We start from the raw sequence: 25,749 nt of genomic DNA on the forward strand, positions 1-25,749 counted from the left end.
TTTCGCCGTGAGAAGCCTTATTGCTTTTGAACCGGGGAGCGGGGAAGGCGGCCGTGATCCGGGAGGGGGAGGTGCTGGTCCCGGAGCGGGGGTCGCGATAACGTCATGGCGGAGCGGTGCTAATGTAATAGAGTAGCGCTGATGTGTAGTAGCACAATTGAGTGTTCCAAAAGAGGGTCACAATAACCGGTGGTGAAAAACTTGGACGTAGGGGTTATCGGTGTTGGAATGATGGGCAGGAATCACGCCCGTGTATACTCGGAAATGAAAGCGGTGGACTCGCTTCACCTGTTCGATCTCAACGGGAAGGCGGCCCGCGACCTTGCCGGCGCCTTTGAGGCAACGGCCTCCCCGACGCTTGAGAACCTGCTCGAAAACGTCGATGCGGTGAGCGTCTGCGTACCGACGCCCTATCACTTCTCCGTTGCAGAGCAGATCCTCGAGGCCGGGGTGCCGCTGCTCATCGAGAAGCCGGTCTGCGCGACAGCGGAGGAGGCGAAACGGCTCATCGCGAAGATCCCCGAGGGCCTCGTCGCCGGTGTCGGGCACATCGAGCGGTTCAACCCGATCGTCCCCGAGATCAAGAAGATCGTCCAGAATCCCCTCTACATCGAGATGAAGCGGCATAACCCCGCTTCGTCCCGGGTGAGCGGTTCCTCGGTCGTCGAGGATCTGATGATCCACGATGTGGACATCATGCGTAACGTCCTCCTCCCGGAGGGCACCTACCACCTCGCCGGAAGCGGGAACGAGGATGTCTGCAGCGCACTCTTCTCTTTCGGAGGCACCCCGGTCTACCTCTCGGCAAGCAGGAAATCCTCGAAGAAGATCCGTATGATCTACATCGAGGAGGAAGAGTTCACCGTCGAGGGAGACTTCATGGCCCAGGAGATCTACATCCACAGAAAGCCCGGGCAGTATGCGGTCGAGGACGAACGCTATGTCCAGGAGAACATCATCGAGAAGGTGCTCGTCAACAAGCAGGAGCCGCTCAAGCTCGAACTCTCGACGTTCCTCGACTGTGTTGTCCGAAAAAGGCAGTTCCCCGTCAGTCCCGCACAGGCGTTGCTGAATATGGAGATCTGCGAGGATGTCGCGCGGTGTTTTGCGGCCTGAAGGTTGGTATTTATAATGAAGAGCAAATTACAGTCGATCATCGATAGAATTGGGTCGATCAGGAATATCGGTGTCGTCGGCATGGGCTACGTCGGCATCCCCGCTGCGGCGCTCTTTGCGGACGCACCCGAATTCGAGTTCGTCCGGGGGTTCCAGCGGGATTCACCGTCCTCAGGCTACAAGGTAGCCATGCTGAACCGGGGAGAGTCGCCGCTCAAGGGCGAAGAGCCGGGGCTGGAAGAACTGCTCGGAAAGGTCGTCGGCGCGGGGAAGTTCCGGTGTACCTCGGACTTCTCCGAGATCGCGGCGTGCGACGCGGTGACACTCGCCATCCAGACCCCGTTTAAGGATCAAAAAGACCTGATTCCCGACTTCTCGGCCCTGATCGAGGGGCTCCGGCAGGTGGGAAAGCACCTCGCGGAAGGCACGCTCGTGGTTCTCGAGTCGACAGTCACCCCCGGCACGACCGAGCGCATGGCCCGCGAAATCCTCGAAGAGGAGTCGGGGCTCGTCGCCGGGGAAGAGTTCTGCCTCGCGCACGCTCCCGAACGGGTGATGGTCGGACGATTGCTTCGCAATATCCGGGAGCACGACCGGATCGTCGGCGGGATCGATGAGGTCTCGACGGCGCGGGCGATCGAACTCTACCGTCCGGTCCTGACGACCGGGAAGATCATCCCGATGACCGCGACCGCTGCCGAGGTGACGAAGACCGCCGAGAACGCCTTCCGCGACCTCCAGATCGCCGCCGCAAACCAGCTGGCGCTGCACTGCGAGGCGATGGGCGTCAACGTCTACGACGTCCGGGCCGGGATTGACTCCTTGAAGGGAGAGGGGATCACCCGGGCAGTTCTCTGGCCGGGTGCCGGGGTAGGCGGCCACTGTCTCACGAAGGACTCCTGGCACCTCGAACGGGGCGCACAGGTTCTCGGCGGCGACCTCTGGTACCCGCACGGGGCCGAGTCGATCTTCGGCGTCGCACGGATGATCAACGAGTTCATGCCCCGGCACATGGTTCACCTGACCCTCGAGGGGCTCGAGCGGGCGGGGAAATCCCCGGATGGTGCAACGGTCGCGCTCCTCGGGTGGGCGTTCATCCAGAACTCGGACGATACCCGGAACACCCCCGCGGAGCCTTACCTCGCGGAGATGAAGGAGGCGGGAGCGGAAGTCCGGGTTCACGACCCGTTCGTGGAGAGGTATCCGGGGATAGAGGTTTCGCACGACCTGGACGCGGCTCTTGAAGGCGCGGACGTCGTCACCATCTTCACCGGCCACCACCACTATGCCTCTCTCGAACCGGTGCGGGTGAAGGAGTTGTCGGGGAAAGAGCATCCGGTCATCGTCGACGGCAGGAACATCGTCGACCCGGACGCCTTCATCCGGGCAGGCTTCGTCTACAAGGGCATCGGCCGCGGCGACAAAAACAACCATCCGATTCGGCAGTTACCATGAAGATCGTATCGATCGTCGGCGCCCGGCCGCAGTTCATCAAGTGCGCTCCCGTCTCCCGGGAACTCAGGAAGGAGCACGAGGAGATCCTCGTCCACACCGGACAGCACTATGACCACGGCATGTCAGAGATCTTCTTCGAGGAACTCCGCATCCCGAAGCCCGACTACAACCTCGGCATCGGCTCCGGGACCCACGGCCGCCAGACCGGGGCGATGCTCGGGGCGATCGAGGACGTTCTTGAGACGGAGAAGCCCGACATCGTTATGGTCTACGGCGACACGAACTCGACCCTCGCGGGCGCGCTTGCGGCGGCAAAACTCCACATTTCGGTGGCGCACGTCGAGGCAGGGCTCCGGAGCTTCGACCGCCGGATGCCCGAGGAGGTGAACCGGGTGCTCACCGACCACGCATCCGACCTCCTCTTCTGCCCGACGGAGACCGCCGTTGCAAACCTCGCGGCCGAGGGAGTCACGGAGGGCGTTCACCTCGTCGGGGATGTGATGTGTGACGCGATAAACTACAACCGCGCGGTCGCGGAAGAGCGCTCCCGGATCCTCGAGGACGTCGGGGTCGAACCCGGGGGCTACCTCGTCGTCACCGTCCACCGGCCGTCGAACACCGATAGCAGGGAGAATATGGCTGCCATCCTCAGCGCGCTTGGGGAGGCTGAAAGACCGGTCGTCTTCCCGGTCCACCCCCGGACACGGCGCTACCTCGGCGAACACGGCCTTCTTACGAAGATGCCGGAGAACGTCCGGGTCATCGAACCGCTCGGCTACCTCGACATGCTTCACCTGATGGCGCACGCGGAAAAAATCCTCACCGACTCCGGCGGAGTCCAGAAGGAGGCCTACATGCTTGGCGTCCCCTGCATCACCCTCCGGGAGAATACCGAGTGGGTTGAGACGGTCGAGGCCGAGTGGAACATGCTTGTGGGGGCGGAGAGGGAGAGCATCATCGATGCTATTCGGCATTTTTCGCCCGAATCACAGCAGACAGAGGTATTCGGGAACGGAAACGCCAGTGCTTTGATCGGGGAGATCCTCATCCGGCACCAGAATGCCGGGGAGACACCGAATATCCCCTGAAACCCCCGTTCCGGGAGATGGCCAATTAACTGTGAGAAATGACCGTGGGTGATGCCGGCCGCCCAAACTCAAGGTCTCATCTGCTGCGAGAGGAGGGAATTTAGCGGCATTTATCCACAACAAGGCAGCAATGCTGTTTTTGAGATACTACATCTAATTCTAGAATTACACGAATATGTTCTGAATATCGCTTACCATCGGGGTATCTCATCCCAGCGTAATATTGAGGTTGATCTTTATCGGAACTGGATGCGGACCGACGACATATCCACCATTATTCTAGGTTATTCTAGGTTATTCTAGGTTATTCTAGGTTATTCTAGGTTATTCTAGGTTATTCTAGGTTATTCTAGGTTATTCTAGGTTATTCTAGGTTATTCTAGGTTATTCTAGGTTATTCTAGGTTATTCTAGGTTATTCTAGGTTATTCTAGGTTATTCTAGGTTATTCTAGGTTATTCTAGGTTATTCTAGGTTATTCTAGGTTATTCTAGGTTATTCTAGGTGTGTAGATTTGCCTGCTCTTCATCCTCATTGCATAGTATATGAATCATCTGCACTTGAAAGCATCTTTCAGAGTTATTTTATCATATTACAACAGAATTTGTCATATGGAAAAGACGTGCTCTCGCTGTATCCTAGATAATACATTTCCAAATATTTACTTTGATGAAGATGGTGTGTGCAACCAGTGCCACCAGTACGACAGAAGATGCAGTAAATACGCCACCAATACACAAAATCAGAAGAAACTGCGCTCTCTGGTCGAAAAGGTGAAGTCGAGAGGGAAGAATCAGGAGTACGACTGCATCCAGGGTGTAAGCGGAGGCCGGGACAGCACATATACCCTATATCTTCTCAAACAGTGGGGCCTTAATCCGCTTGCCGTTCATGTCGATAACAGGATGGACACTTCGATCGCGGTGAAAAACATAAACAATGCCTGCCGGAAACTTGATGTCGACCTGCACAACCACACCGTCGAATGGGAGGAGTTTAAGGATCTTCAGAGAGCCTTCCTTTTTGCATCGGTGCCCTCTGTTGACATCCCGTCCGACCATGCGTTTGTCACGATATTATACAACATCGCAGAGGAGAACGATATAAAATATGTCTTTAGTGGTTCATCGTTCCGAACAGAGGGGCAGGGATCAATAGAATGGTCACTCCACGATGACGAGCGCTTCATCCGTGACATACATAGGCAATATGGAACAATGAACCTGAACCACTACCCTCTGCGAACTATCAGTGACGTTTTCAGGTGGTACCGAAAAGGTATCCGGGAGATCCGTCCGCTTTACTGGATGGATTACCACCATAGTGATGTGGATCCGCTTCTGGAGAGGGAACTCGGTTGGGAGTACTACGGTGGACATCATTTCGAGTCGATATTCACTCGCTGGGCCTTTGCCTTTCTGCTACCCAGAAAGTTCAACATCGACAAGAGACTTACCGACTATGCAACGCTTGTTCTGTCCGGCCAGATGACAAGAGGAGAAGCGTTCAACAAAATGACGAAATCAATATATCCGGCTGAGCTGGAAGCGAAAGATCGGGCATTTATTCTTGATACACTCGGGTTGACCGAGGAGGAGATGGACTCAATCATCAATGCGGTTCCAAAGCGGAACTTCGATTACGACCATCACTCACGTTTCCATCGTATACTCACGTACCTGATATCCCCGTGGAGGTATTAGGTGGAGTGTCGATATTTATGTTCAGTCGATTTTTCCGATCCTGAGATCTACATGAGTTAGAAAAAATTTTCTTTCCTCTCCATATTCACATCCCTCACTGCAAGAGGAAATAATGATAATTTATAATCCTAATATTATCTGTGCGGAAGATCGGGCTCGTATGTGGCTGCTCGACGGTGCTGAAAAGCGAGGCACGCCAGAAACTCAAGGAGATCCGCGGGGGACCCTACATCTACCGTCGACAAGCGTTTGCGATAAGCGAATCTCTTCGCTGATGAAAATGAGCACGTATTTTGGTCGGCTCACGTGGGATGCGGGCTCATCCTCAAAGGGGCGCGGGATGCACATCTCTTGCTTCCTCTCGGACGATCCTAGAATCGGCTTACTTCGGATTCTTCGAAGAGTACCTGTACTGTCACTCGTTGCAGAGCGTATACACTGTATTGCTGCGTGTGAAGATGTCAGTGAAAATCTGCATGGGGGGTTGCCTCGATTATGTGTTTAGAAATGTATGTTGTATTGGGTGGAATATCAGTGAGAACCACAGAACCAGCGGCAATGATAGCGTTATCACCGATGTGAACTGGTCCAAGGATGATCGCACCGGCGCCAATCTGAACATTGTTGCCGATGATAGCACGTTCTTCTTCAGTTGATTTCTGTCCGATGGTGATATTCGACCGGACGGTACAATTCTTCCCAAATCTGGTGCCGTCTCGGATGGTAATCCCATATGGATGACCGAACCAGGTGGATTCCGGGATCTCCCGGCAATTCACATCACACAGGAGAAGACGAAGCGAAAAACGCTTTTTAACGCACCAGTATGTATTTATCGCGGAATTGATAATATGATATCGCATGAAATCCAGAATGGTCATTAGATGTCGACCCCACTTATTGTAATACTTTGAAGTGCACAGTATTAAAATCCCCGATTAGTTCTCATACTCTCTTAGTGCACGAGTTCCAAGTGCAGTCCTCTTCAGTTCACTACATTCACCACTATTGTGGAGGATCATCCGGAAATCTTCTTTCAGGAAGCTTTCTTGTCTCTACAGGATGTCTCCTAAAACCCATTGCATGGTTTTGGCTGTTTCAGCTGTTCACAAGACTGCACCAGAAGTATAGCAACCTCTTGAGTCCTACTTCCCGAGCAATCATGATTCACACTTTCAGCACTTGTATCTCTGGTTATCCGCCAGTTGCATCTTTACGAAACCCTAATTTAGTTTCATTACTAGAAGATAAGACCTGGATAATGGACCCCAAGTAAACAAAATGGTGGACATGAAATACTTGTACCACGAGGAATTATGCAACCAGAAACAGTTATGGCTTATGTCAACCGACTAAAAAATACTAAACTTACCTGTGGAAAGACCCTGTTAGAGCTTACCACATATGATGACGTTGCACTCTGGTGGTTTGCTGATATGGCGTTCCATTTCTATTTACTCCATCGGGAGTACGAACGTTCTGACGAAGAAGCGGGATTCTACCATACGATTAAGTCAAATAGACATTTCAAGGCACTTGTCCGCCAGATCTACTATCTCAGCGATTATCTTCTTGCGCTCTTCGCATACCTGACGCTCCTTTGGTTTAACAGAACAAGGCAAGTTAAATTGTTGGGGCAGGAGGGAAAGACAGTTCTCATCACAGGGGCGGATATCGAGTGGAGAACATTTTATGCAGGTGACCTGGTCAAACCAATCCTTTCGGATCAGTTTTTTCATGCGATCGTTCAAAAACTCAATGAAAAAGGAAATTACAGGGTCGTCTCGACATACCCCTTGAAGTGCCCATATATCCCGTCGATCCGGGTCGTCATCAGCAAGTGCAAACATCGGGACGTGCTCCACATCCCGTTTAACCTCTTCTTCCGGTTCCGGATAGGGAGGGTGAGATACAAGGCGAAGCATCATTTCAGAAGGGTGTGGGATGTCCTGAAGGACGATAGGAAACTTGCTGAACTCTTAGAGATTCCAGGGGATCCGGACAGGAACATCCGGGAAAAAATCAAGAACTACTTTGCGTATGACAGGCCGGAATATGTCTTCGCTGAGTTTGCCAAATTTATAGCCATGGCCGAAGTTATGCTTGAGAGGGTCAGACCGGTGGCCGTCGTCATTGAGGACGAATACAGTGTATTTGAGCGGGCCCTCGTCGTAGCAGCGAAAAGAAAGGGTATTCCCTGTGTCGCAATCCAGCACGGCGCTATCTACGAATTGCATAAAGGATACATATATCAGGCTGGCGAGGTTTCACCTGATCTCTCTGTGAAAACGCCTTTCGTGCCCACTGCCGACGTTACTGCAGTATATGGTCAGTACCACAAAGATTTGCTGACTCAGGTAGGAGGATATCCGGAGAGTGCTGTCGTTGTCACCGGCCAGCCGCGGTATGATCGGATGATTAATCTGATTTCACAGTCGGCTTGCTCAGAGTTGATTGAAAGATGGCATCTGGATCCTTCAAAAAAGATTGTGTTATGGACGACGCAGTGCCACGGCATCTCTGATTCTGAGAACGAACTGAATTTTCAGGCGGTCTTTGAGAGTATGTCATTAATTGAGGATGTACAACTCATCATTAAACAGCATCCGGGAGAGCCGAAACGGTATAATACAATGATCCAGGAGCATCTGAGGAAGTATTCAATTGATGCCCATATTGTTGGCAAAGATGCAGATACGTTAGGGTTGCTCGCCGCAAGCGATCTTGTCCTGTTACTTAACTCAACAATAGGGCTTGAAGCCGTTGCGCTTCAAAAGCCGCTGATCGTGATGAATCTTGGTGGACAACCAGATATTGTAAATTATGTTCAGGAGGGTGTTGCATACGGCGTCTATAAGCCTGAAGATCTTAAACCGACTATAGAGCAACTCCTATGTGACGATTCCTGTCTGGCACGGAACAGAGAAGAGTTTATCCGGAAGCACCTCTACAAAGTTGATGGAAAGGCAGCAGAGCGCGTTGTTGATCTTATTGAAGAATGTGTAGATACAAGAGAGACAAAGACAGCCTACCGGCAGAGTTCATGATGTGCTGAAGATTCTTAATTCTGCATTTTCCTTGTTTTTTAATCTCTTTCAAATGAATAACATCCGTTAAACTAATTACCCAAAACGTGGACTATGATGATGATGTCCTGCTTCGATGGTAAAACCATCCTCGTGACGGGTGGCACAGGCTCGTTTGGAAAAATGTTTACATCGCTCCTGCTTAAGGAGTGGAACCCCGACAGCGTCCGCATCTACTCGCGGGGAGAACTGCTCCAGTGGGAAATGCAACAGAATGTTCAGGATGAGCGCCTCCGTTTCTTTATCGGTGATGTCAGGGATAAAGATCGCCTTTATCGCGCGATGAACGATGTCGATATCGTCGTCCATGCCGCCGCGCTCAAGCAGGTGCCTGCGGCAGAATACAACCCTATGGAGGCTGTAAAGACGAACATCGACGGGGCATCCAATATCATTAACGCATCCATCGACAACGGCGTCGAAAAAGTCATGGCGTTGAGCACCGACAAGGCAGTACACCCAGTCAACCTCTACGGTGCAACCAAAATGGTTGCAGAGAAACTCTTTGTACAAGGTAATGCCTATGTCGGTGAAAGAAACACGAGATTTGCCTGCACCCGCTACGGGAATGTAGTCGGGAGCAGGGGAAGCATCATACCACTCTTCCTGGAACAGAGAAAACAGGGGCGGGTGACGATAACCGACGAACGTATGACTCGGTTCTGGCTGACGCTCGAACAGGGCGCTCGATTCGTTGCCCAGTGTATAGAGACGATGAGAGGTGGAGAGATCTTTGTCCCTAAGATTCCCAGTATGAGAATTACTGATCTGGCGAAAATTGTTGCACCAGACTGCGAAGTCGAGATCATCGGTATCCGTCCCGGCGAGAAACTCCATGAGGTTCTCCTCACTGAAGATGAAGCCCGGCACTCGAAGGATATGAGGGACTACTTCGTTATAGAGCCCGAGCTGAAGATCTGGAGCCGGAACAACGGCCGTGAGGGGAAGTCACTGCCCGAAGGATTCCGGTACTCGAGCGAGAGCAATCCGATCTGGCTCGACGCTGATAAACTGATGTCAATGGTGGATATTTCGTAGATTGCGCGGCGGTGACGAGACCAATGCGGTTCATCCCATATGGGCATCAGTTGATCGACGACGACGACATTCTGTCCGTCGTAGAGGTGTTGAAGAGCGACTGGCTCACGACGGGACCGGCTGTCGATCTCTTTGAAAAGGAACTTGCCAGTTACGTTGGCGCCCGGCATACTGTCGCGGTGAACAGCGGCACGAGTGCCCTGGATATCGCAGTCCAGGCTCTCGATCTCCCGAGAGGCAGCGAGATTATCACAACCCCGTTCACGTTTGCCGCCACGAGTAATGCTATCCTCTATAATGGTCATATCCCGATCTTTGCGGATATCGATCCCATAACGAGGAATATTCATCCGGATGAGATAAGGAAACGGATCAGTTCAAAAACCCGAGCAATAATCTACGTTGACTATGCCGGGCACCCGTGCGCGATCGACGAGATCGAGAAGATTGCCCGGGAACATGGCCTTCTGCTCATTGAAGATGCATGCCATGCACTCGGGACTTCGTACAAAGGCCGTAAGATCGGTACGTTCGCCGATATGACAGTTTTCAGTTTCCACCCAGTAAAGCCCATAACCACCGGGGAGGGAGGGGCCGTGGTCACCGAGAATTCGGAGCTTTATGCCAAACTCAGGCTGCTCCGGAGCCACGGTATTACCCGCGACGTAGGGGATATGTTCGGTGAAGGGGCGTCATGGGGATACGACATGCAACTCCTCGGTCGTAACTACCGGATGACCGACATTCAGGCAGCGCTGGGCGTATCTCAGTTGAGGAAGATTGACTCCTTTATCGAGAGGAGAAACGAACTTGCAGCATTGTACACAAGGGCTCTATCCGACCTGGAATGGCTTGACCTTCCCCGGACCCAGGAACACGTGACTCATGGGTGGCACCTCTATACGATTCTGCTCAAAGGGCTTGAACGGAGCACTCTATTCCCCTACCTGAAAGAACGGGGGATCGGTGTCAACGTTCATTATATCCCCACCTATAAATTCAGTTACTACCAGAGGCACTATCCCCAGAACGCCAATACTTTCCCGAGCACTGAGGATATATTCAGCAGAATAATAACTTTACCTCTCTATCCGGGTATGAGCGATGAGGATGTGGAGTATGTCTCTGTTCGGTTGCACGAAGCAGAATCAGACCTGAAAATTTCGATATAAGAGGGTGCTCTACATATGCATGTGGTGGCTATCGTTCAGGCGAGGATGGGGAGCACACGTCTCCCGGGCAAGGTGATGAAAGATCTTCTCGGGAAGCCGGTGCTGACCAGAGCCATCAACCGAATCCGGCGTGCAAAGTGTATCGACGAGGTTGTGATTGCGACCACCATCAAACCCGAGGATGACGCGATTGCCGCGCTCTGCGAGGGGGAAGGGTGGCAGTGTTTCCGGGGAAGTGAGAACGATCTTCTCGACCGGTATTACCGGGCTGCACAGGCGTTTAATGCCGATGTTGTTGTTCGTATCACCTCTGACTGTCCGATGATCGATCCAGAGGTCATCGACAAAGTGATAGGAGAGTTTCTGAGCCTTAGAGAGACGATCGACTATGCCTCAAACACTCTCTCGCCGCGCACCTTCCCGCGTGGCCTTGATGTTGAGGTGATGACCTTTGAAGCCCTCGAGCATGCATGGAGGGAGGATAACGATCCTGCGTTGCGAGAGCACGTAACTCCGTACATCTACCAGAACCCTGAAATATTCCGGCTTCATCAGGCTGCCAATGAAGTAGATCTCTCGCATCATCGATGGACACTGGACACACCTGAGGATCTCGCGCTCATCCGTGCCGTATACAGTCACTTTGGGAACGATCGGTTCACTTGGATGGATGCTATCGAGTATCTGGATCAGCATCCAGAGATCATGGAGATTAATAGTGATATCAAGCAAAAGACGATAGAATGAGATGATAGATAGTATTTCAACAAAATGGAGATGTAAATACATGGTTAATCAATTTAAGACAGAACAGGAGTCTTTCTGGGCCGGTGAGTTCGGAACAGAGTATATAAGACGTAACCAGGGTGCGGAACTTTTAGCTTCAAACCTTGTCTTTTTTAGCCAAGCCTTGCGTTCCGCTCATAAGCCCAGGGATTGTATAGAGTTTGGAGCAAATATCGGTATGAACCTTAAGGCATTAAGGCTTCTCTATCCACAGCAGGAACAGTTTGCTATTGAAATTAACGAGACTGCCGTGGCTGAATTACGTACGCTACTTCCGCCAGAAAACGTATTCCATGCATCAGTTCTCGATTATTCTGCTGTACAACAGTATGACTTAGTCTTGGTAAAGGGAGTCCTGATCCATATTAATCCAGACTATTTGCCACAGGTATATGATGCGCTGTACCGTGCAACTGGTCGATATTTGCTCATCTGCGAGTACTATAATCCAAGTCCAGTTCAAGTTCCTTATCGAGGCCACAGTGGTCGCCTGTTCAAACGTGATTTTTGCGGGGAGATCCTGGAGCGTTACCCCGATCTCAAACTCACTGACTACGGTTTTGTCTACCATCGTGATCCCAACTACCCGCAAGATGACATTACATGGTTTTTGTTAGAGAAGAGAGGATAAAATGATGAAATACTGCACACGATGCGTGATGCCGGACACAAAGCCCGATTTACAACTCGATACGGAGGGCGTTTGTAATGCCTGCCGCAGTTATGAGCGAAGGAATGAGATTAATTGGGACGAAAGAAAACGAGAATTATTACAGATTCTCGAAAAATACCGTCAACCCGATGGCAGTAATTGGGACTGTATAGTCCCTGTGAGTGGTGGAAAAGATAGCACCTACCAAGTCATTCGTATGCTCCAGTTAGGCATGAATCCACTCTGTGTCACCTCGACAACCTGTGATCTATCCGATATAGGTCGAAAAAATATAGAGAATTTGAAACATCTGGGAGTCGACTATGTGGAGTTTTCTCCGAACCCATTAATTCGAGCTAAACTCAACAGAATTGGACTTGAGCAGGTAGGGGACATATCATGGCCAGAACATATCGGCATTTTTACCATCCCGGTGCGGGCAGCAGTGCAATTCAATGTGCCCCTGATTATTTGGGGGGAGAATCCACAGAATGAATATGGTGGTCCTGCTGCAACAGCCGAAAGTAATATCCTTAATCGTAGATGGCTTGAGAGGTTTGGGGGGTTACTTGGGTTACGGATTTCTGATGTAGTTGGCATCGATGGTATTGACCATCGGCACCTTCTTGCATATACATACCCCTCAGACGAAGACCTTGCGCATGTCGGAGTGACAGGCCTCTTTTTAGGCTATTATCTGCCATGGGATGGTTTATCAAATGCACTGATCGCACAGGCTCATGGTCTCACCACATACCATAAAACTGTGGAGGGCTCCATGGTAAACTATGAAAATCTAGACAACTATCAAACAGGTATTCACGATTATTTCAAGTTCTTGAAATTTGGCTTTGGGCACGCAACAGATTTAGCGTGTATGCAAGTAAGGCGCGGGCGTCTAACCCGTCAAGATGCGCTGGAAATAGTAAAAAAACACGATGGAAAGTTTCCTTGGAACTATCTTGGTAAACCCTTAGAGAACATTCTGAAACCCCTGGAACTAACAGTTGACGAATTTATTCAGATCTGTGATAAATTTACCAACAAAAAACTTTTCCGTCAAGACAGTACGGGTAATCTGATTAAAGACAAAGATGGGAATCTGATAAAAATCAATTACGATAATCTATAGGATGGGATATATGTATGATTTCATCTGCCACAGGTGTAAGTATGGTTCATTTTACTCAGCAAATACTTGCCGAGGCAGGAAAGCGCTTCGTTTGTGTGGGAATGCTTACATGCATAAATTTTGCAACTCCTAGGAGGTGAAGTGCATACCCCCAAGCTTCGTCTTTCGCACAGATGCTTCGCACACCATCGGTACCGGTCACGTCATACGTTGTCTCACACTGGCCAACGCCCTAGCCAAGAAAGGCGCTGAAGTCTCATTTATCTTCCGCGAGCACGATGGCCACTTCTGTGACCTGATCGAAGAACAAGGGTTTATCATCCACCGCCTTCCAGCGGCAGACAGAAAATTTGAAGCCCCCGCAACCCCGGCCCACGCCGCCTGGCTCGGAGCGACATGGCAGGAAGACGCCGACCAGACCGGTTCTATTATCAAGACTCTGGGCGTCAAACCCGATTGGCTGGTGGTGGATCATTACGCTCTTGATTCTCGCTGGGAGCGTGCTCTCCGCCCATTAGTAGGACGGATCTTTGTCATCGACGACCTCGCCGACCGGGCTCACGACTGCGATCTGCTGCTGGACCAGAACCTTTTTGCAGATATGCAGACTCGCTATGCCACCAAGGTGCCGGAGGATTGTCACCTGTTGCTGGGGCCGGAATACGCCCTCCTGCAGCCAATCTATGCCGAACTGCACGGCCGCATCCCGCCGCGGGAGGGGCCGGTCAAGCGTATCCTCCTCTCATTTGGCGGGGCAGACCGCGACAACCTGGCCGGTCGCGCGTTAGTGGCGTTCCTGAGCCTGAATCGCCCTGATATCGATGTTGATGTCGTGATCTCTGATAGTAGTCCTTATGCTCCGGGGATCCGGGCTCAAGCAGCGGGGCATGCCAATGTTCATCTGCACAGCAACCTCCCGACCCTAGCACCGCTTATGGCGAGAGCCGACCTTGCCATCGGCGCGGCCGGGACGACCAGTTGGGAACGACTGTGCCTCGGGCTTCCTGCACTCGTTGTGACACTTGCGGAGAACCAGCGACCGATTGCTGATGAGCTTCAACGGTTGGGCTTGGTGCGCTGGCTGGGGCATAAAGATGAAGTGTCTGAACAGAGTATCAGACTGGCTCTGGCTGAACTGTTTGAAGGGAGCATTGATGAAGAATGGTCCCTGTGCTGTCGAGCCACTGTAGACGGTACAGGTACGAAGCGCGTTAGTGCCGCTTTGACCATAACTGCGGAAACACCACTTTTAGTGCGTCATGCCCGCCTGTCCGATGAAGGGTTGCTCCTCGCCTGGGCAAACGACCCGGAAACACGACAGAACTCCTTTTCATCTGACCCCATCCCTGTGGAGGAACACCGCCGGTGGTACCGTAGCCGGCTTCGGGATCTGGACGGCTGCCATCTCTATATTGTGGAGACCAAGGAGGGAATCCCCATGGGGCAGGCACGGTTTGAGAGAGAAGAGCAGGCCTGGGTAATCAGCTATTCACTTGCACCCCAGTTCCGCAATAGAGGCTTCGGTCGGCCACTGCTCGAAGCAGCTCTGTTAAAAATGCGATCTGAACATCCGGGTGCACTCGTTCTTGGCAGAGTGAAGTCAGACAACCTGCCTTCGCGCAGAATTTTTGAAACGCTTGGCTTTGATACCCTGTCAGATGGGGAGGGGATTGCGTATCAACGTCTGCTCTGATGAGGATAACTGGAACTATGCGTACATCGCAGGAGAATAAAGGATACCATGAAGGTCGCACATCAAAGAATCGGCCCAGACGCTCCTCCCTTCATCATCGCGGAGATGTCTGGAAACCATAACGAGTCCCTAGATCGAGCGCTGGAGATCGTTGATGCGGCAGCAAAAGCAGGTGCCCATGCCCTCAAACTCCAGACATACACCGCCGACACCATCACGCTCGACATTGACGAGGGGGAGTTCTTCATCGATGACGAGCAGAGTCTCTGGAAGGGGTGCAGCCTGCACGATCTCTATGAACGTGCCTCCACGCCGTGGGAGTGGCATGTACCGATCATGGAGAGGGCGCGGGAACTCGGCATGATCTGCTTCTCCACGCCGTTCGACGAGACGGCGGTCGACTTTCTTGAGGAACTGGATGTACCGGCCTACAAGATTGCTTCCTTCGAGAATGTGCACCTCCCGCTGATCCGGAAAGTGGCAGCCACCGGCAAGCCGATGATCATCTCCACCGGGATGGCCACGCTCGCCGAGATTGATGAGGCGGTGCGCACCGCCCGGGAGGCCGGGTGCCGTGATCTGGTGCTGCTCAAGTGCACCAGCACCTACCCGGCCACGCCGGAGAACAGCAACGTGGTCACCATTCCCCACATGCGGGAGTTATTCGGCTGTGAGGTGGGCCTCTCCGATCATACCATGGGCATCGGTGCGGCGGTCGCGGCGGTAGCCCACGGCGCAACGGTGATCGAGAAGCATTTCACGACCCGCCGCGCTGACGGTGGGGTGGACAGCACGTTCTCGCTGGAACCGGAGGAGTTGCATGCCTTGGTGGTGGAGACGGAGCGCGCCTGGCAGTCGCTGGGGAACGTTGCCTACGGGCCGAGCGATGCGGAAAAGAAGTCCCTGATCTTCCGCCGCTCTCTTTATATCGCCCAGGACCTCAAGGCTGGTGACGTGCTCACCCGTGAGAACCTGCGCTGCGTGCGTCCCGGCCTGGGTCTGGCGCCGAAGTACTATGAGGTGCTTCTAGGCAAGAGAGTTATCCGGGATGTAGTAAGGGGGACACCGATGAGTTGGGATTTTGTGGTGGGCAAAAGGTAAAATTTGGGCAGTGCTCCTGAATATGACTGAAAACTGATCTTAGAAGATTTGATCGATCTTCACTGAACACGAATGCGGTTCCACTGAAAAAAGGGAAGGATGCGGATTGTAAAGTGCATGATAAAATCCGCACAATGATAGTTGTACTTCCTATTATTGGTTGCTTCTTAGTGCGCTATTGAATTTCTCGGATTATCAGATCTTTTTAACCGGTCCCCTCTCCTTTGGGGATCGATAATACTGTGTTTTAGTCAACTGCTGGTCTAGCAACCCTATTTTCAGTTCCTTGTTGCACCGCTGCAACTCGTCATTCAGCACTTTTTGAAAGAGCGTATCCGACATCGTGGTAAGGTTAACCCTGAGATCTTGGCGGTCTCCGAGTTTGAGCAAATACTCTTCTTCGTCGTCTTTATCGATAATTCCCCTATCTATTGCGTGTTGGTACATCTCTGAACCAGGAAATGGCAACAGGTATCCTGCAGAGGGGTAAATCCCATTCTGGATACAGCAATCTATCGTGCTTTTTATTGTTTCCGGGGTTTCCTGGGGGAAACCAAATACAAGGCTTGTCCAGGCAGGAATTCCCGCTTTGATGAAGAGACTCGTCTGGAAAGTGAACTGCTCTGGGGTCATATTTTTGTTCATAGCGGCCAGTATTTCTGGACAGGAAGATTCCAGTGAATATCCCATGCCCACGCAGCCGATCTCCTTCAATGTCTGTAACAACTCGAGGTCCTCTTCAAGAGTAAAAAGATTCCCGCGGCAGTCTGCGGTCCAGAAGAAATGCAATCCAGACCCCTTCACCGCCTCGATAAACTCCCTGACCGAATGTTTTGATGAGAACGTCAACTCATCGTGGAATCCAATATAGTTTATTCGGTAATTTTCAATTAAATGGCGTACTTCTTCAATGACGTGTTTCCAAGGGCGGTGGCGGTATGGAACGTTCCGGAAGACATGGTAACAAAAGGTACACCGGTTCACGCATCCCCGCGCAGTATTCACCGCGATGCCCCGGATCTCGCTACGAGGGAGGGGAGTTGGTTCATTGAGGGAGTTGCGATACCCCTCGATGTATGCCTCCATATCCCACATTGAATAATCTATGATTGGAATTTCTGAAAGGTTCTTTATTGGGGGGCGGTCTGGTGTTCTGTATATTTTTGAATCGCGGGTCTTAAAAACGATTCCCTGTACCGTGGCAAGGGCCTTGCCGTTTTCCAAGGCATCCAGCAATTCGACAATTGTGATGTCACCTTCTCCGATGACCGCAATGTTCGTTTCTGTTTTGCTAAGCAATATATCCGGTATTGAATCGGCAACGGAATTACCCGCGATAATTATGGAATCAGGGTAAAATTCACGTATCATTCTTGCATATTCCTTGATCGTTTTGTACCCAGTTATGATACACCCCATCAGAATGACATCATAATGGTTCTTTGCAAGAAAGGCACGAATTTCATCGTCACTGTATCTATACGCATCAACATCAAGAAGATCAAAAGTGAACCCGGCATTTTTCAATGCAGTGCCGATATATGCAAGGCCGAGCGGGAGGAATTTTACAGGCGATTTAGGCCTGAGCGCGACATTAATCAACAATATTTTCATTCAAATCACCCGTCAGATATATCCTGTAATCTTTTACTCTCTGCTGGTTTAACCATTGTGTATTCGCTGATATTTAGTGCTCTACCTTTCATATGTTCTTACCTCTCTTAGAGTTACTCCAAACCATAGTACCTTTGAACCTTCTAAAAAATCTTTGATATTATCCCTCCTGCAGAACATCTCGGAGGAATGATCCTCAAGTGATCCAACACCCCACTCTAGCATAATGGGATCATTGACGGAGTTTTCGACACCCTGGACATTGCCGTGGTCATCGACGCGATCCACACGATGTGGCATAACTACCTCACCCATGGCAAACCCGTCAAGGACATGGTACTCAACGCCCTTAGGTTCGTGGAGCACCGACCCCATCTATCCCTTCTCCATCTCGATTTCTCGAGGATATCACTATCAACAGACTCCTAGGAGCAGGGACCACTCCCGACCATCTTAACGATAGTGTCCTAGGTAGAACGCTCGTGCGATCACCGCTCATGATCTGGTCGAACTCTTCAACAAGATCGTCATGTGCTGGAGCACCTGGGGGTGTGCATAGAGATGGCCCGAGTGATATACGAGATATGCGGTGATTATACCCGGACGAAGAGGGCAAACAGAATATATCATGCCGCCAGATTGTTAAGTAGGACGACTGATTCTTCTCTGTTTGCATGAGTCAGTACACTAAACCAACCCACACCTGATACATCTATGAAAATCTGCATGCTCACATCAACCCACGGACCAAATGACGGTCGAATATTCCAGAAAGAAGCGAAGAGCCTTGCGAAGGAGCATGAGGTCACGATCGTTGCTCCTGCAAGCGAGAGCGGCAGCACCACCGTCGACGGCATCAATATCGTCACCGTGAAGCGACCAGACTCCATCGTCCTCCACCCCCTCACGCTTCTCCGGCTCCTCCGGGCATGCTTTGCGCAGGATGCCGACGTCTACCACTGCCATGAACCGGACGGCCTCCTCATCGGGGTCCTTGCAAAGTATCTCAAAGGGAAGCAGGTCGTCTACGACATCCACGAGCACTGGCCGAGCGAGATCCCGTATGATATCGGAATCCGGTGCGGTACGCTGGTGCAGAGAACGCTGTCTGCAGTCATTTCAATCGTGGAGATCGCGCTGGTGCGCCGGGCAGATGCTACATTTGCCGTAAGCAAGAGCGTTGCCGCCCGGTTCAAGGCGAAGGGGCTTGAGCCGACCATTCTCTCGAACTACTCCATCGCCGACCTCGATATCCCTTATGACCCCAACCGGAGCGGCCGGAAACTCATGTTCATGGCAGGAAACCTGCAGTCGTTCCACGGGGTCGGCGAATGCATCCAAGCGGTGTCCCGGATCAGGGAACGTTATCCCGATGTATCCCTCACGCTCGTCGGAAACGTTCGGGAGAATCTTTACGAATGTATTCACGAGTCCGACCATAACAAGTTCATCACCACAACTGGATTCCTCCCCTACAGGGCGATGTACGAGAGACTGAACGAAGGCACCGCGGGCCTCCTGGTCTTCCAGCCGACGTACTACAATATCTCCATCGGTCTGCCGAACAAGCTCTTCGACTACATGCTCCTCGGGCTCCCGGTCATCGCTAGCGACCTGCCGGAGATCCGAAACGTCGTCGGCAAAGCGGACTGCGGCATTCTCGTCGATCCGGTGAGCGTGGACGATATCGCCGACGCAATCTCCTATCTCTTCGAGCACCCGGAAGAGGCGCGGAGAATGGGGGCGAACGGGAGGAAAGCGGTTCTTGAGAGGTATAACTGGTCCGCGATGGAGGCAGAACTCCTGCAGACATACCGGAATCTTGACAGCGTACGCTCCAAATCAGCATGACCGGCAGAGCAAGGGGGTCTGCCGTTAGGTACTAGTAGCCGGCAATCGATGAGATAACTACCATGCTCACCACCCTCATCCTCGACTTCGACGGCGTCATCGTCGAATCCCTCCCCTTAAAGACCGCAGCGTTCAGAAAGATCTTCTCCTTCGCGCCCCCCGGGCACCTCGATGAAATCATCGCCTTCCACCTCGAGAACGGCGGGATGTCCCGGTACGACAAGTTCCGCCACATCTACGCAAACATCCTCCACGAAGAACTCACCCCCGAGCAGGAGGAGCGGCTCGCGGGCGAGTACGTTGAACAGATCTTCGAGGCCATGCTCACCGTCCAGTACGTCCGGGGGGCGGAAGATCTCCTCCATGACTGCTCCCGGCGGCTCCCGCTCTACGTCGTCTCCGCGACTCCGGAGGGCGAGATGCAGGAGATCGCCCGCCGCCGGGATCTCACGAAATACTTCGTCTGGATCTACGGCTCGCCGAAGACGAAGGCCGAATGCATCAGGGAGATCCTCGCCGAGACCGGCGCCGCGCCGGAAGAGGCCCTCTTCGTCGGCGATGCCCCGAACGACTGGGACGCAGCCCGCGCGACCTCTGTTCGGTTCGTCGCGAGGATCCCGCCCGGCGACCCGAACCGGTTTGTCGGCCGGCCGGGGGTGGAGGGGATCGTGGAGAACCTTCATGAACTCCGGGAGTATCTACGGGGGAACATATGCTCATCCCGATCTCGTACCCCCTGAACCGGGCGGCGCCCCTCTACCCCGGAACGGAACCGCTCGCGATCACCCGCACGAAATCCTTCGAGAAGGGCGATAGCGAGGAGAAGAGCCGGATCGAGTTCTCCAGCCACGCCGGGACGCACATCGACCTCCCCCGGCACTTCTGCCCGGGCGGGGGCTCGGTCAGGTCCCTCCTTGCCCCGGAGGCGGTCTTTGAGCCCGCGCGGTGCATCGCGATCCCGAAGACCGGGGCGGAACCGATCCGGATCTACGACCTCCTCGAACATATCGACGCGATCCGGACCTCGCGCGCGCTCTTCATCAGGACCGGGAGCGGCCGGGTCCGGGAGAGCGACCCGGACGCCTACGCAAGGGAGCACCCCTGGGTGCACCACGAGGTCCCGGGCTTTCTCCGCACGGAGAACCCGGCACTCCGGCTGTTTGGGATCGACACCATCTCCATCGCCGTCCCGGCAGAACCGGAGGAGGGTGCGGAGGCCCACCGCGGGTTCCTCTGCGGATCGCCGCATATCTTCCTGCTCGAAGACGTGGACCTCTCCTACGGCCGGTTGCTCGAAGAGCCCTGGACCCTGCGGCTCTACCCGACGGTCTTCGACGATATCGAGGGGGTGCCGGTGGTGGCGCTCGCGGAGTTTGAGTGACGATTGCTGCCAGGGCTCTAAAGAAGATCCATCGAGTGCAGATTGTCCTTTTCCTTTGGGTGAAAGGCATGAGGGAGCGCCTGAAAACGACGGTCCCTGCCCCGGTGTTTGAGCCTGCGAGCCCGGTCTCATCTACCCGGCAGATCATTGGGTCGATAACGGGTGCGTTTGTTGCCGTGACCCGGCTGAGGATCTGAACCCAGAATACCCGCAATCGTGCTCGTGCAGAATGTTGCCTGAAACCGCTCTTCCTGCTCACCCGGATTACGTGAAAAGGGCCGCATCATGGCATTCCACCCTCAATCTGGCCGGATGATGATCAGGACGACCGGTTTCTCGCAACCCTCGGGCCGAAGCAACTATTAACGTTCCCTGACAAAACACCAGTATCTATGCAGTCACGGGAAGAAATATTTGCAACCCTGCAGCGCCTCAAAGGAGAGATCGCCGCACGTTTCTCGGTCAGCCGGATCGGCATCTTCGGCTCGGTCGCCCGTGGCGAGCAGACCGAGGCGAGCGATATCGACATCCTCGTCGAGTTCTCCCGGCCGATCGGGTTCTTCACCTTCCTCGAACTTGAAGAGTTTCTTTCACTAAATCTCGGCGCCCCCGTCGATCTGGTGACATCCGATGCCCTGAAACCCATCATACGGGAGCGGGTGACTGCCGAGGTCGCTTATGCCTGAACGGTCGGAGATCCGCCTTCTCTGCAGTGATATTGATGAGGCTGTCGAGCGCATCCTGCAGTACACTTCAAAGACGACATACAGGGAGTTCATCGATGACATCAGGACGCAGGATGCAGTTATAAGGAATCTGGAGATCCTCGGGGAAGCAGTCAAAAATCTCCCACCCCGATTTACGGAGCGGTATCCCGAGATCCCATGGCGGTTCATCGCGGGTATGCGGGACAAACTCATCCACCACTATTTTGGCGTCAGTATCGAGATCGTCTGGGAGACAGTGCAGTCCGATATACCTGTGCTCCAGGAGTGGCTGAAGAGACTGGATGAAGAGCAATAAGACACTGGTACCACCACAGAATATATTGTGTGGGAACTGAGCGCCACGTAACTATCTGGACGTCAAAGTCCAGAGGCACGGCTATCGTTGCCCAGGGGTGTCGGGATCAAATTTGGAATACAGGCAGTGTATCCCAGACCAGGGCTTTATGCGCCGGGAAAATCTGTAAAACAGCCCGCTCCGAAAAAAAGGTATTCAGTTCCCCGGCACCATCCGCTCGAGGTCCTCCTCGACCGTCGTTATCCCGTTGATCCCGAAGTTCTCGACGAGTACGTTCAGGACACCGGGCGAGACGAAGCCCGGGAGGCGGGGGCCGAGGGTGATATCCTTGACGCCGAGCGAGAGGAGGCTGAGGAGAACCAGCACCGCCTTCTGCTCGTACCAGGCGATGTTGTAGGAGATCGGGAGTTCGTTGATCCCGACGCCGAACGCTTCCGCGAGGGCCTGGGCGATGACCACGAGCGAGTAGCAGTCGTTGCACTGGCCGGCGTCGAGGACGCGGGGGATGCCGCCGATATCGCCGAGGCCGAGGCTGTTGTAGCGGTACTTCGCGCACCCTGCGGTGAGGATGATCGTATCCGCCGGGAGAGCCTTCGCGAACCGGGTGTAGTAGTCCCGTCCGCTGTACCGGCCGTCGCAGCCCGCCATCACGAGGAACCGCTTGACGGCGCCGGACTTCACCGCATCGATGACGGTCTCGGCTATCGCGAGGACCGGGGCGTGGGCGCACCCGGTGATCAGGTCGCCTCGGGAGAGGTCCGCCGGGGGTTCGCAGCGCTTCGCGTGCTCGATCAGGGTCGAGAAGTCCTTCTTTCCGTCAGGAGACGCACCGATGTGCTTTAACCCCGCAAATCCAACGAGCCCGGTGGTGTAGACCCGGTCGCGGTAGGAGTCCTTCGGGGGAACGAGGCAGTTCGTCGTGACCAGGACCGGGCCGTTGAACCGCTCGAACTCCTCCCGCTGGAACGGCCAGGAGCCGCCGTAGTTCCCGACGAGGTGGTCGTACTTCGCAAGGCCCGGGTAGGCGTGCGCGGGGAGCATCTCGCCGTGGGTGTAGACGTCCACGCCCGCTCCGCGTGTCTGTTCGAGGAGGTCGGCGAGGTCCTTGAGGTCGTGGCCGGTGACCAGGATGCCGGGGCGGGTGCCTGCGGCGGTGCCGACCGTCGTGATCGCCGGCGTCCCGTAGACCGTGGTGTTCGCCGTGTCGAGGAGGGCGAGGACCTTCACGCCGACTTCGCCGCACTTCAAGACGTAGCCGACCATCTCTTCGACGGAGAGGTCCTCGAGCGTGGCGGCGAGACCCTCCTGCATGAAAGCCGTGATCTCCGCATCCTCGTAGCCGAGGACGGCGGCGTGATGGTAGTAGGCGCCGACCCCTTTGAGCCCGTAGACCAGGAGATCGCGGAGCGACAGGAGGTCGGTGTCCACGGTCTCGCGGGCGGCGACGATCTCCTCTGCCTTTGCCGCGATAGCCGCCGGGCTTGCCGGCGCCCAGGTGCAGGCCGCAGGCTCGGTGCTCCCGGCGGGGGGGAGGGCGTCGCGGATACGGGCCGCCTCCTGGATCGCGCTCTCGAACCGCGTGGGGTCGAAGTTCACGTTGGTCAGGGTCGCAAAGAGGCTCTCCGCGACGAACCTCCCTGCCTCCGGGTTCCCACCGCCCTTCTTCATCGCCGCGAGGTTCCGTACCGAGAGCCCCTTGAGGGTGTAGATCAGGACGTCCTGGAGTCCCGCGGTCTCTCCCTCTTTGCCGCAGACACCGCGCACGGTGCAGCCATGGCCCTTTGCCGTCTCTTCACACTGATTGCAGAACATACGTACTCACTCCATGATATCTTTTTGATACAAGGTATCTGTTAGATACTAAAGTATAAGGAGGAGAAGGTTTCTCTAATTATACCATGCAGAGCGTCTGCACGGTCAATCAGACCGTCAAGTACCTCGGGAAGAAGTGGATGCTCCTGATCATCCTCGAACTCTACAAGGGGGAGGATTACACCCTCCGGTTCACGGAGGTGAAGGAGCGGCTCCCGGGGATCACGGCGAAGGTCCTCTCGGCCCGACTGAAGGAACTCGAGGAGGAGGGTCTCGTCGAGAAGCACGTGGATGCCGGGACCGTCCCCGTCAGGAGCGAGTACACCCTCACGGCAAGCGGGCTTGGACTCGTCGAGGTGATCAAGGACATCAAGCGGTGGGCGCTCCGGTGGAAGATCGAGAACCGGGCATGCGGGGCGCAGGACTGTCACGACTGCGTGCTTTAACTTGTGGGGTTGAAGGGGCGGGGCGGGAGGTCCGGTACGACTCTGGCGAGGCGGCCACGGTCTGCATGAGATCAAGAAGTCGGGATCGGCTGACCTACGCGGAAGAGTCCGCCTGACGCGTTTTCCGGAACTGGGGGATATCGTAGATCATAATCGACACTTTTATAGATTATCATCGAGTATGATCGATAGATGGACGAGAGGCTGCAGATCGCACTCGAGAGCCAGAACCCCTGGTGGTTTGGAAAAGAGTTTGAAACTGGCGTTGAACGACTTTCATTCTTTCCTCTCCTGAAACAGTATCTTGATGCACCTGAGGTGCTCCTCCTTGTCGGTGCACGCAGGACCGGGAAGTCGACGCTGGTGTACCAGATCATCAGTTCCCTTCTCAGAAGGGGTGTGCCCGGCAGGGCCATCCTCTTCATCACCATGGACGAACCCCTCCTCCTCTCGATGGCAGACGATCCCTGGCTGATCCGTCGCATCGTCGAGGACCATCTCGCCCGCCACCCCGAACTTGAACGGCTCTATCTCTGCATCGACGAGGTTCAGCACTATCCCGCCTGGGTGCCCACCATCAAGACTCTCTATGACACAACGAGCAGGGTCAAATGTATCCTGACCGGCTCCACATCCTCGCTGCTCAGGCAGGAGAGTAGCCGCCTCCTATCGGGCAGGTGTTTTTCCTGCTATGTGTACCCACTCTCTTTCCCTGAGTTTCTTCGTTTTCAGGGTATTCTGAACCCGACAATCATCGAGAAGAGGCATCATTTTGAGACCTACCTGAAATACGGTGGTTTCCCCCGTGTGGTCCTCGAAAAGGACAGTGACCTGAAGATACAGATACTCAAAAACTACTATGAAACGATCTATCTCAAGGATATCATCTATCCGAACAGTTTGAGGAAGAACAGCGAGATTGTAGACCTGCTCTATTATCTTATATCAAATGCCGGGAACGCCACCTCGTACAACCAGATTGCCAGGACCCTCAACATCGCACCGGATACCGTGAGAGAGTACATCGAGTACGCCGAGAATGCGTTCCTCCTGTATCCCCTGATGAAATTTGATTATTCTGCAAAAAAACAGGTTGCAAACCCTAAAAAGATTTATTTCGTGGATCCCGGCCTGATAAATGCCGTTGCATTTGCATTCTCCGAAAATCGTGGGAGACTCCTGGAAAACATTGTCTTTATTGCCCTGATGAAGAAGTATGGCGATATCTTCTACCACCGGGACCGCTACGAGTGCGACTTCCTGGTAAGGTCTGGCCGGACGATCGTCCTGGCCATCCAGGTGACGCAGTCCCTGCAGGATGACGTTACGAGGCACCGGGAGATACGGGGGCTTGTCGAGGCGATGGATGCACATGGCCTTGATGAGGGGACGGTCGTCACTGCGTCGGAGTCAGCGGAGACAACCGTCGACGGTCGGACAGTTCACATCGTCTCGATCGCTGAATGGCTGGATGAGTTGTGACCGCTCTCTGGAACCTATGTGTACGCCTCTGGTAGTATGAACTGCGGAGGATTGTCGGCCGCTCGGAGCGCCACTCCTCCATTGACATAGATGATCTCGATGCATTCCTCAACTTCGCG

The 25,749-nt window shown here is 53.8% G+C and carries 25 protein-coding genes; 22 read left to right on the forward strand and 3 right to left on the reverse strand.

The window, feature by feature from the left end; translation table 11 throughout:
* Positions 1 to 201: 201 nt before the first annotated feature.
* From MCUHO_RS01575 to MCUHO_RS01590, 4 genes are all read left to right on the forward strand, one after another.
* Complete coding sequence (locus tag MCUHO_RS01575) at positions 202 to 1,116, forward strand: Gfo/Idh/MocA family protein (protein WP_067072637.1); 915 nt, start codon at positions 202 to 204, stop codon at positions 1,114 to 1,116.
* A gap of 15 nt (positions 1,117 to 1,131) precedes the next feature.
* Positions 1,132 to 2,571, forward strand: a complete 1,440-nt coding sequence (locus tag MCUHO_RS01580; protein ID WP_067072638.1) for a nucleotide sugar dehydrogenase — start codon at positions 1,132 to 1,134, stop codon at positions 2,569 to 2,571.
* Positions 2,568 to 3,659, forward strand: a complete 1,092-nt coding sequence (wecB, locus tag MCUHO_RS01585; RefSeq protein WP_067072639.1) for a non-hydrolyzing UDP-N-acetylglucosamine 2-epimerase — start codon at positions 2,568 to 2,570, stop codon at positions 3,657 to 3,659. The genes MCUHO_RS01580 and wecB overlap by 4 nt, the downstream gene beginning before the upstream one ends.
* 610 nt (positions 3,660 to 4,269) lie before the next feature.
* On the forward strand, positions 4,270 to 5,361 hold the full coding sequence (locus tag MCUHO_RS01590) for an N-acetyl sugar amidotransferase (RefSeq protein ID WP_067072640.1): 1,092 nt from the start codon (positions 4,270 to 4,272) through the stop codon (positions 5,359 to 5,361).
* A gap of 461 nt (positions 5,362 to 5,822) precedes the next feature.
* Here MCUHO_RS01590 and MCUHO_RS13095 read toward each other — a convergent pair whose 3' ends face one another.
* Positions 5,823 to 6,242, reverse strand: coding sequence for a DapH/DapD/GlmU-related protein (locus MCUHO_RS13095; RefSeq protein WP_084385860.1), 420 nt, complete (start codon positions 6,240 to 6,242; stop codon positions 5,823 to 5,825).
* A 435-nt stretch (positions 6,243 to 6,677) separates the two neighbouring features.
* On the opposite strand from MCUHO_RS13095, the gene MCUHO_RS01595 reads away from it, so the two are divergent.
* The 8 genes from MCUHO_RS01595 (at position 6,678) to pseI (ending at position 16,021) form a co-directional block, all read left to right on the forward strand.
* Positions 6,678 to 8,408 carry a CDP-glycerol glycerophosphotransferase family protein gene (locus MCUHO_RS01595; protein ID WP_084385861.1) on the forward strand — a complete coding sequence of 577 codons (1,731 nt, stop codon included), beginning with the start codon at positions 6,678 to 6,680 and terminating at the stop codon, positions 8,406 to 8,408.
* A 93-nt stretch (positions 8,409 to 8,501) separates the two neighbouring features.
* Positions 8,502 to 9,485: a UDP-N-acetylglucosamine 4,6-dehydratase (inverting) gene (gene pseB / locus MCUHO_RS01600; protein ID WP_067072647.1), complete on the forward strand. Its 984-nt coding sequence runs from the start codon at positions 8,502 to 8,504 to the stop codon at positions 9,483 to 9,485.
* Between the two features lie 23 nt (positions 9,486 to 9,508).
* Positions 9,509 to 10,657, forward strand: a complete 1,149-nt coding sequence (gene pseC / locus MCUHO_RS01605) for a UDP-4-amino-4,6-dideoxy-N-acetyl-beta-L-altrosamine transaminase (RefSeq protein WP_067072649.1) — start codon at positions 9,509 to 9,511, stop codon at positions 10,655 to 10,657.
* A 15-nt stretch (positions 10,658 to 10,672) separates the two neighbouring features.
* Positions 10,673 to 11,404, forward strand: a complete 732-nt coding sequence (locus tag MCUHO_RS01610; protein WP_067072652.1) for a cytidylyltransferase domain-containing protein — start codon at positions 10,673 to 10,675, stop codon at positions 11,402 to 11,404.
* 1 nt (position 11,405) lies between these two features.
* Positions 11,406 to 12,074: a pseudaminic acid biosynthesis-associated methylase gene (locus MCUHO_RS12205; protein ID WP_235808122.1), complete on the forward strand. Its 669-nt coding sequence runs from the start codon at positions 11,406 to 11,408 to the stop codon at positions 12,072 to 12,074.
* A gap of 4 nt (positions 12,075 to 12,078) precedes the next feature.
* Positions 12,079 to 13,227 carry an N-acetyl sugar amidotransferase gene (locus MCUHO_RS01620; protein ID WP_084385875.1) on the forward strand — a complete coding sequence of 383 codons (1,149 nt, stop codon included), beginning with the start codon at positions 12,079 to 12,081 and terminating at the stop codon, positions 13,225 to 13,227.
* Between the two features lie 136 nt (positions 13,228 to 13,363).
* Positions 13,364 to 14,920: a UDP-2,4-diacetamido-2,4,6-trideoxy-beta-L-altropyranose hydrolase gene (gene pseG, locus MCUHO_RS01625; protein ID WP_067072658.1), complete on the forward strand. Its 1,557-nt coding sequence runs from the start codon at positions 13,364 to 13,366 to the stop codon at positions 14,918 to 14,920.
* A 48-nt stretch (positions 14,921 to 14,968) separates the two neighbouring features.
* The gene (gene pseI, locus MCUHO_RS01630) at positions 14,969 to 16,021 is read left to right on the forward strand and encodes a pseudaminic acid synthase (RefSeq protein ID WP_067072660.1); all 1,053 of its coding nucleotides are present in this window, start codon (positions 14,969 to 14,971) and stop codon (positions 16,019 to 16,021) included.
* A 195-nt stretch (positions 16,022 to 16,216) separates the two neighbouring features.
* Here the strand turns inward: pseI and MCUHO_RS01635 are convergent, their stop codons facing one another.
* Positions 16,217 to 17,635: a B12-binding domain-containing radical SAM protein gene (locus MCUHO_RS01635; RefSeq protein WP_067072662.1), complete on the reverse strand. Its 1,419-nt coding sequence runs from the start codon at positions 17,633 to 17,635 to the stop codon at positions 16,217 to 16,219.
* A gap of 267 nt (positions 17,636 to 17,902) precedes the next feature.
* Here MCUHO_RS01635 and MCUHO_RS13125 point away from each other — a divergent pair, with 267 nt between their 5' ends.
* From MCUHO_RS13125 to MCUHO_RS01665, 8 genes are all read left to right on the forward strand, one after another.
* Complete coding sequence (locus tag MCUHO_RS13125) at positions 17,903 to 18,064, forward strand: hypothetical protein (RefSeq protein ID WP_394328819.1); 162 nt, start codon at positions 17,903 to 17,905, stop codon at positions 18,062 to 18,064.
* A complete protein-coding gene (locus tag MCUHO_RS13130) occupies positions 18,013 to 18,228 on the forward strand; it encodes a DUF4277 domain-containing protein (protein WP_153019979.1) in 216 nt (71 codons plus the stop codon). Before MCUHO_RS13125 ends, MCUHO_RS13130 begins: the two co-directional genes overlap by 52 nt.
* 133 nt (positions 18,229 to 18,361) lie before the next feature.
* Entirely contained in the window at positions 18,362 to 19,486 is a 1,125-nt protein-coding gene (locus MCUHO_RS01640; RefSeq protein WP_235808124.1) for a glycosyltransferase family 4 protein, read from the forward strand.
* A gap of 62 nt (positions 19,487 to 19,548) precedes the next feature.
* Entirely contained in the window at positions 19,549 to 20,226 is a 678-nt protein-coding gene (locus MCUHO_RS01645; protein WP_067072667.1) for an HAD family hydrolase, read from the forward strand.
* Positions 20,199 to 20,867, forward strand: coding sequence for a cyclase family protein (locus MCUHO_RS01650; protein ID WP_067072669.1), 669 nt, complete (start codon positions 20,199 to 20,201; stop codon positions 20,865 to 20,867). The genes MCUHO_RS01645 and MCUHO_RS01650 overlap by 28 nt, the downstream gene beginning before the upstream one ends.
* Positions 20,864 to 21,064: a hypothetical protein gene (locus MCUHO_RS01655; RefSeq protein ID WP_067072671.1), complete on the forward strand. Its 201-nt coding sequence runs from the start codon at positions 20,864 to 20,866 to the stop codon at positions 21,062 to 21,064. The genes MCUHO_RS01650 and MCUHO_RS01655 overlap by 4 nt, the downstream gene beginning before the upstream one ends.
* Positions 21,065 to 21,259: 195 nt before the next feature.
* Positions 21,260 to 21,553 carry a nucleotidyltransferase family protein gene (locus tag MCUHO_RS01660; protein WP_067072674.1) on the forward strand — a complete coding sequence of 98 codons (294 nt, stop codon included), beginning with the start codon at positions 21,260 to 21,262 and terminating at the stop codon, positions 21,551 to 21,553.
* On the forward strand, positions 21,546 to 21,890 hold the full coding sequence (locus MCUHO_RS01665) for a HepT-like ribonuclease domain-containing protein (RefSeq protein WP_067072676.1): 345 nt from the start codon (positions 21,546 to 21,548) through the stop codon (positions 21,888 to 21,890). Before MCUHO_RS01660 ends, MCUHO_RS01665 begins: the two co-directional genes overlap by 8 nt.
* Positions 21,891 to 22,085: 195 nt before the next feature.
* On the opposite strand, the gene hcp is transcribed toward MCUHO_RS01665, so the two are convergent.
* On the reverse strand, positions 22,086 to 23,702 hold the full coding sequence (gene hcp, locus MCUHO_RS01670) for a hydroxylamine reductase (RefSeq protein WP_067072678.1): 1,617 nt from the start codon (positions 23,700 to 23,702) through the stop codon (positions 22,086 to 22,088).
* An 86-nt stretch (positions 23,703 to 23,788) separates the two neighbouring features.
* Here hcp and MCUHO_RS01675 point away from each other — a divergent pair, with 86 nt between their 5' ends.
* Both MCUHO_RS01675 and MCUHO_RS01680 read left to right on the forward strand, forming a co-directional pair.
* Entirely contained in the window at positions 23,789 to 24,148 is a 360-nt protein-coding gene (locus MCUHO_RS01675; protein WP_067072680.1) for a winged helix-turn-helix transcriptional regulator, read from the forward strand.
* Positions 24,149 to 24,340: 192 nt separating this feature from the next.
* Positions 24,341 to 25,630 carry an ATP-binding protein gene (locus MCUHO_RS01680; protein WP_067072682.1) on the forward strand — a complete coding sequence of 430 codons (1,290 nt, stop codon included), beginning with the start codon at positions 24,341 to 24,343 and terminating at the stop codon, positions 25,628 to 25,630.
* The last annotated feature ends 119 nt before the right edge of the window (positions 25,631 to 25,749 follow it).

Source organism: Methanoculleus horonobensis (assembly GCF_001602375.1).
Taxonomy (GTDB): Archaea; Halobacteriota; Methanomicrobia; order Methanomicrobiales; family Methanoculleaceae; genus Methanoculleus; species Methanoculleus horonobensis.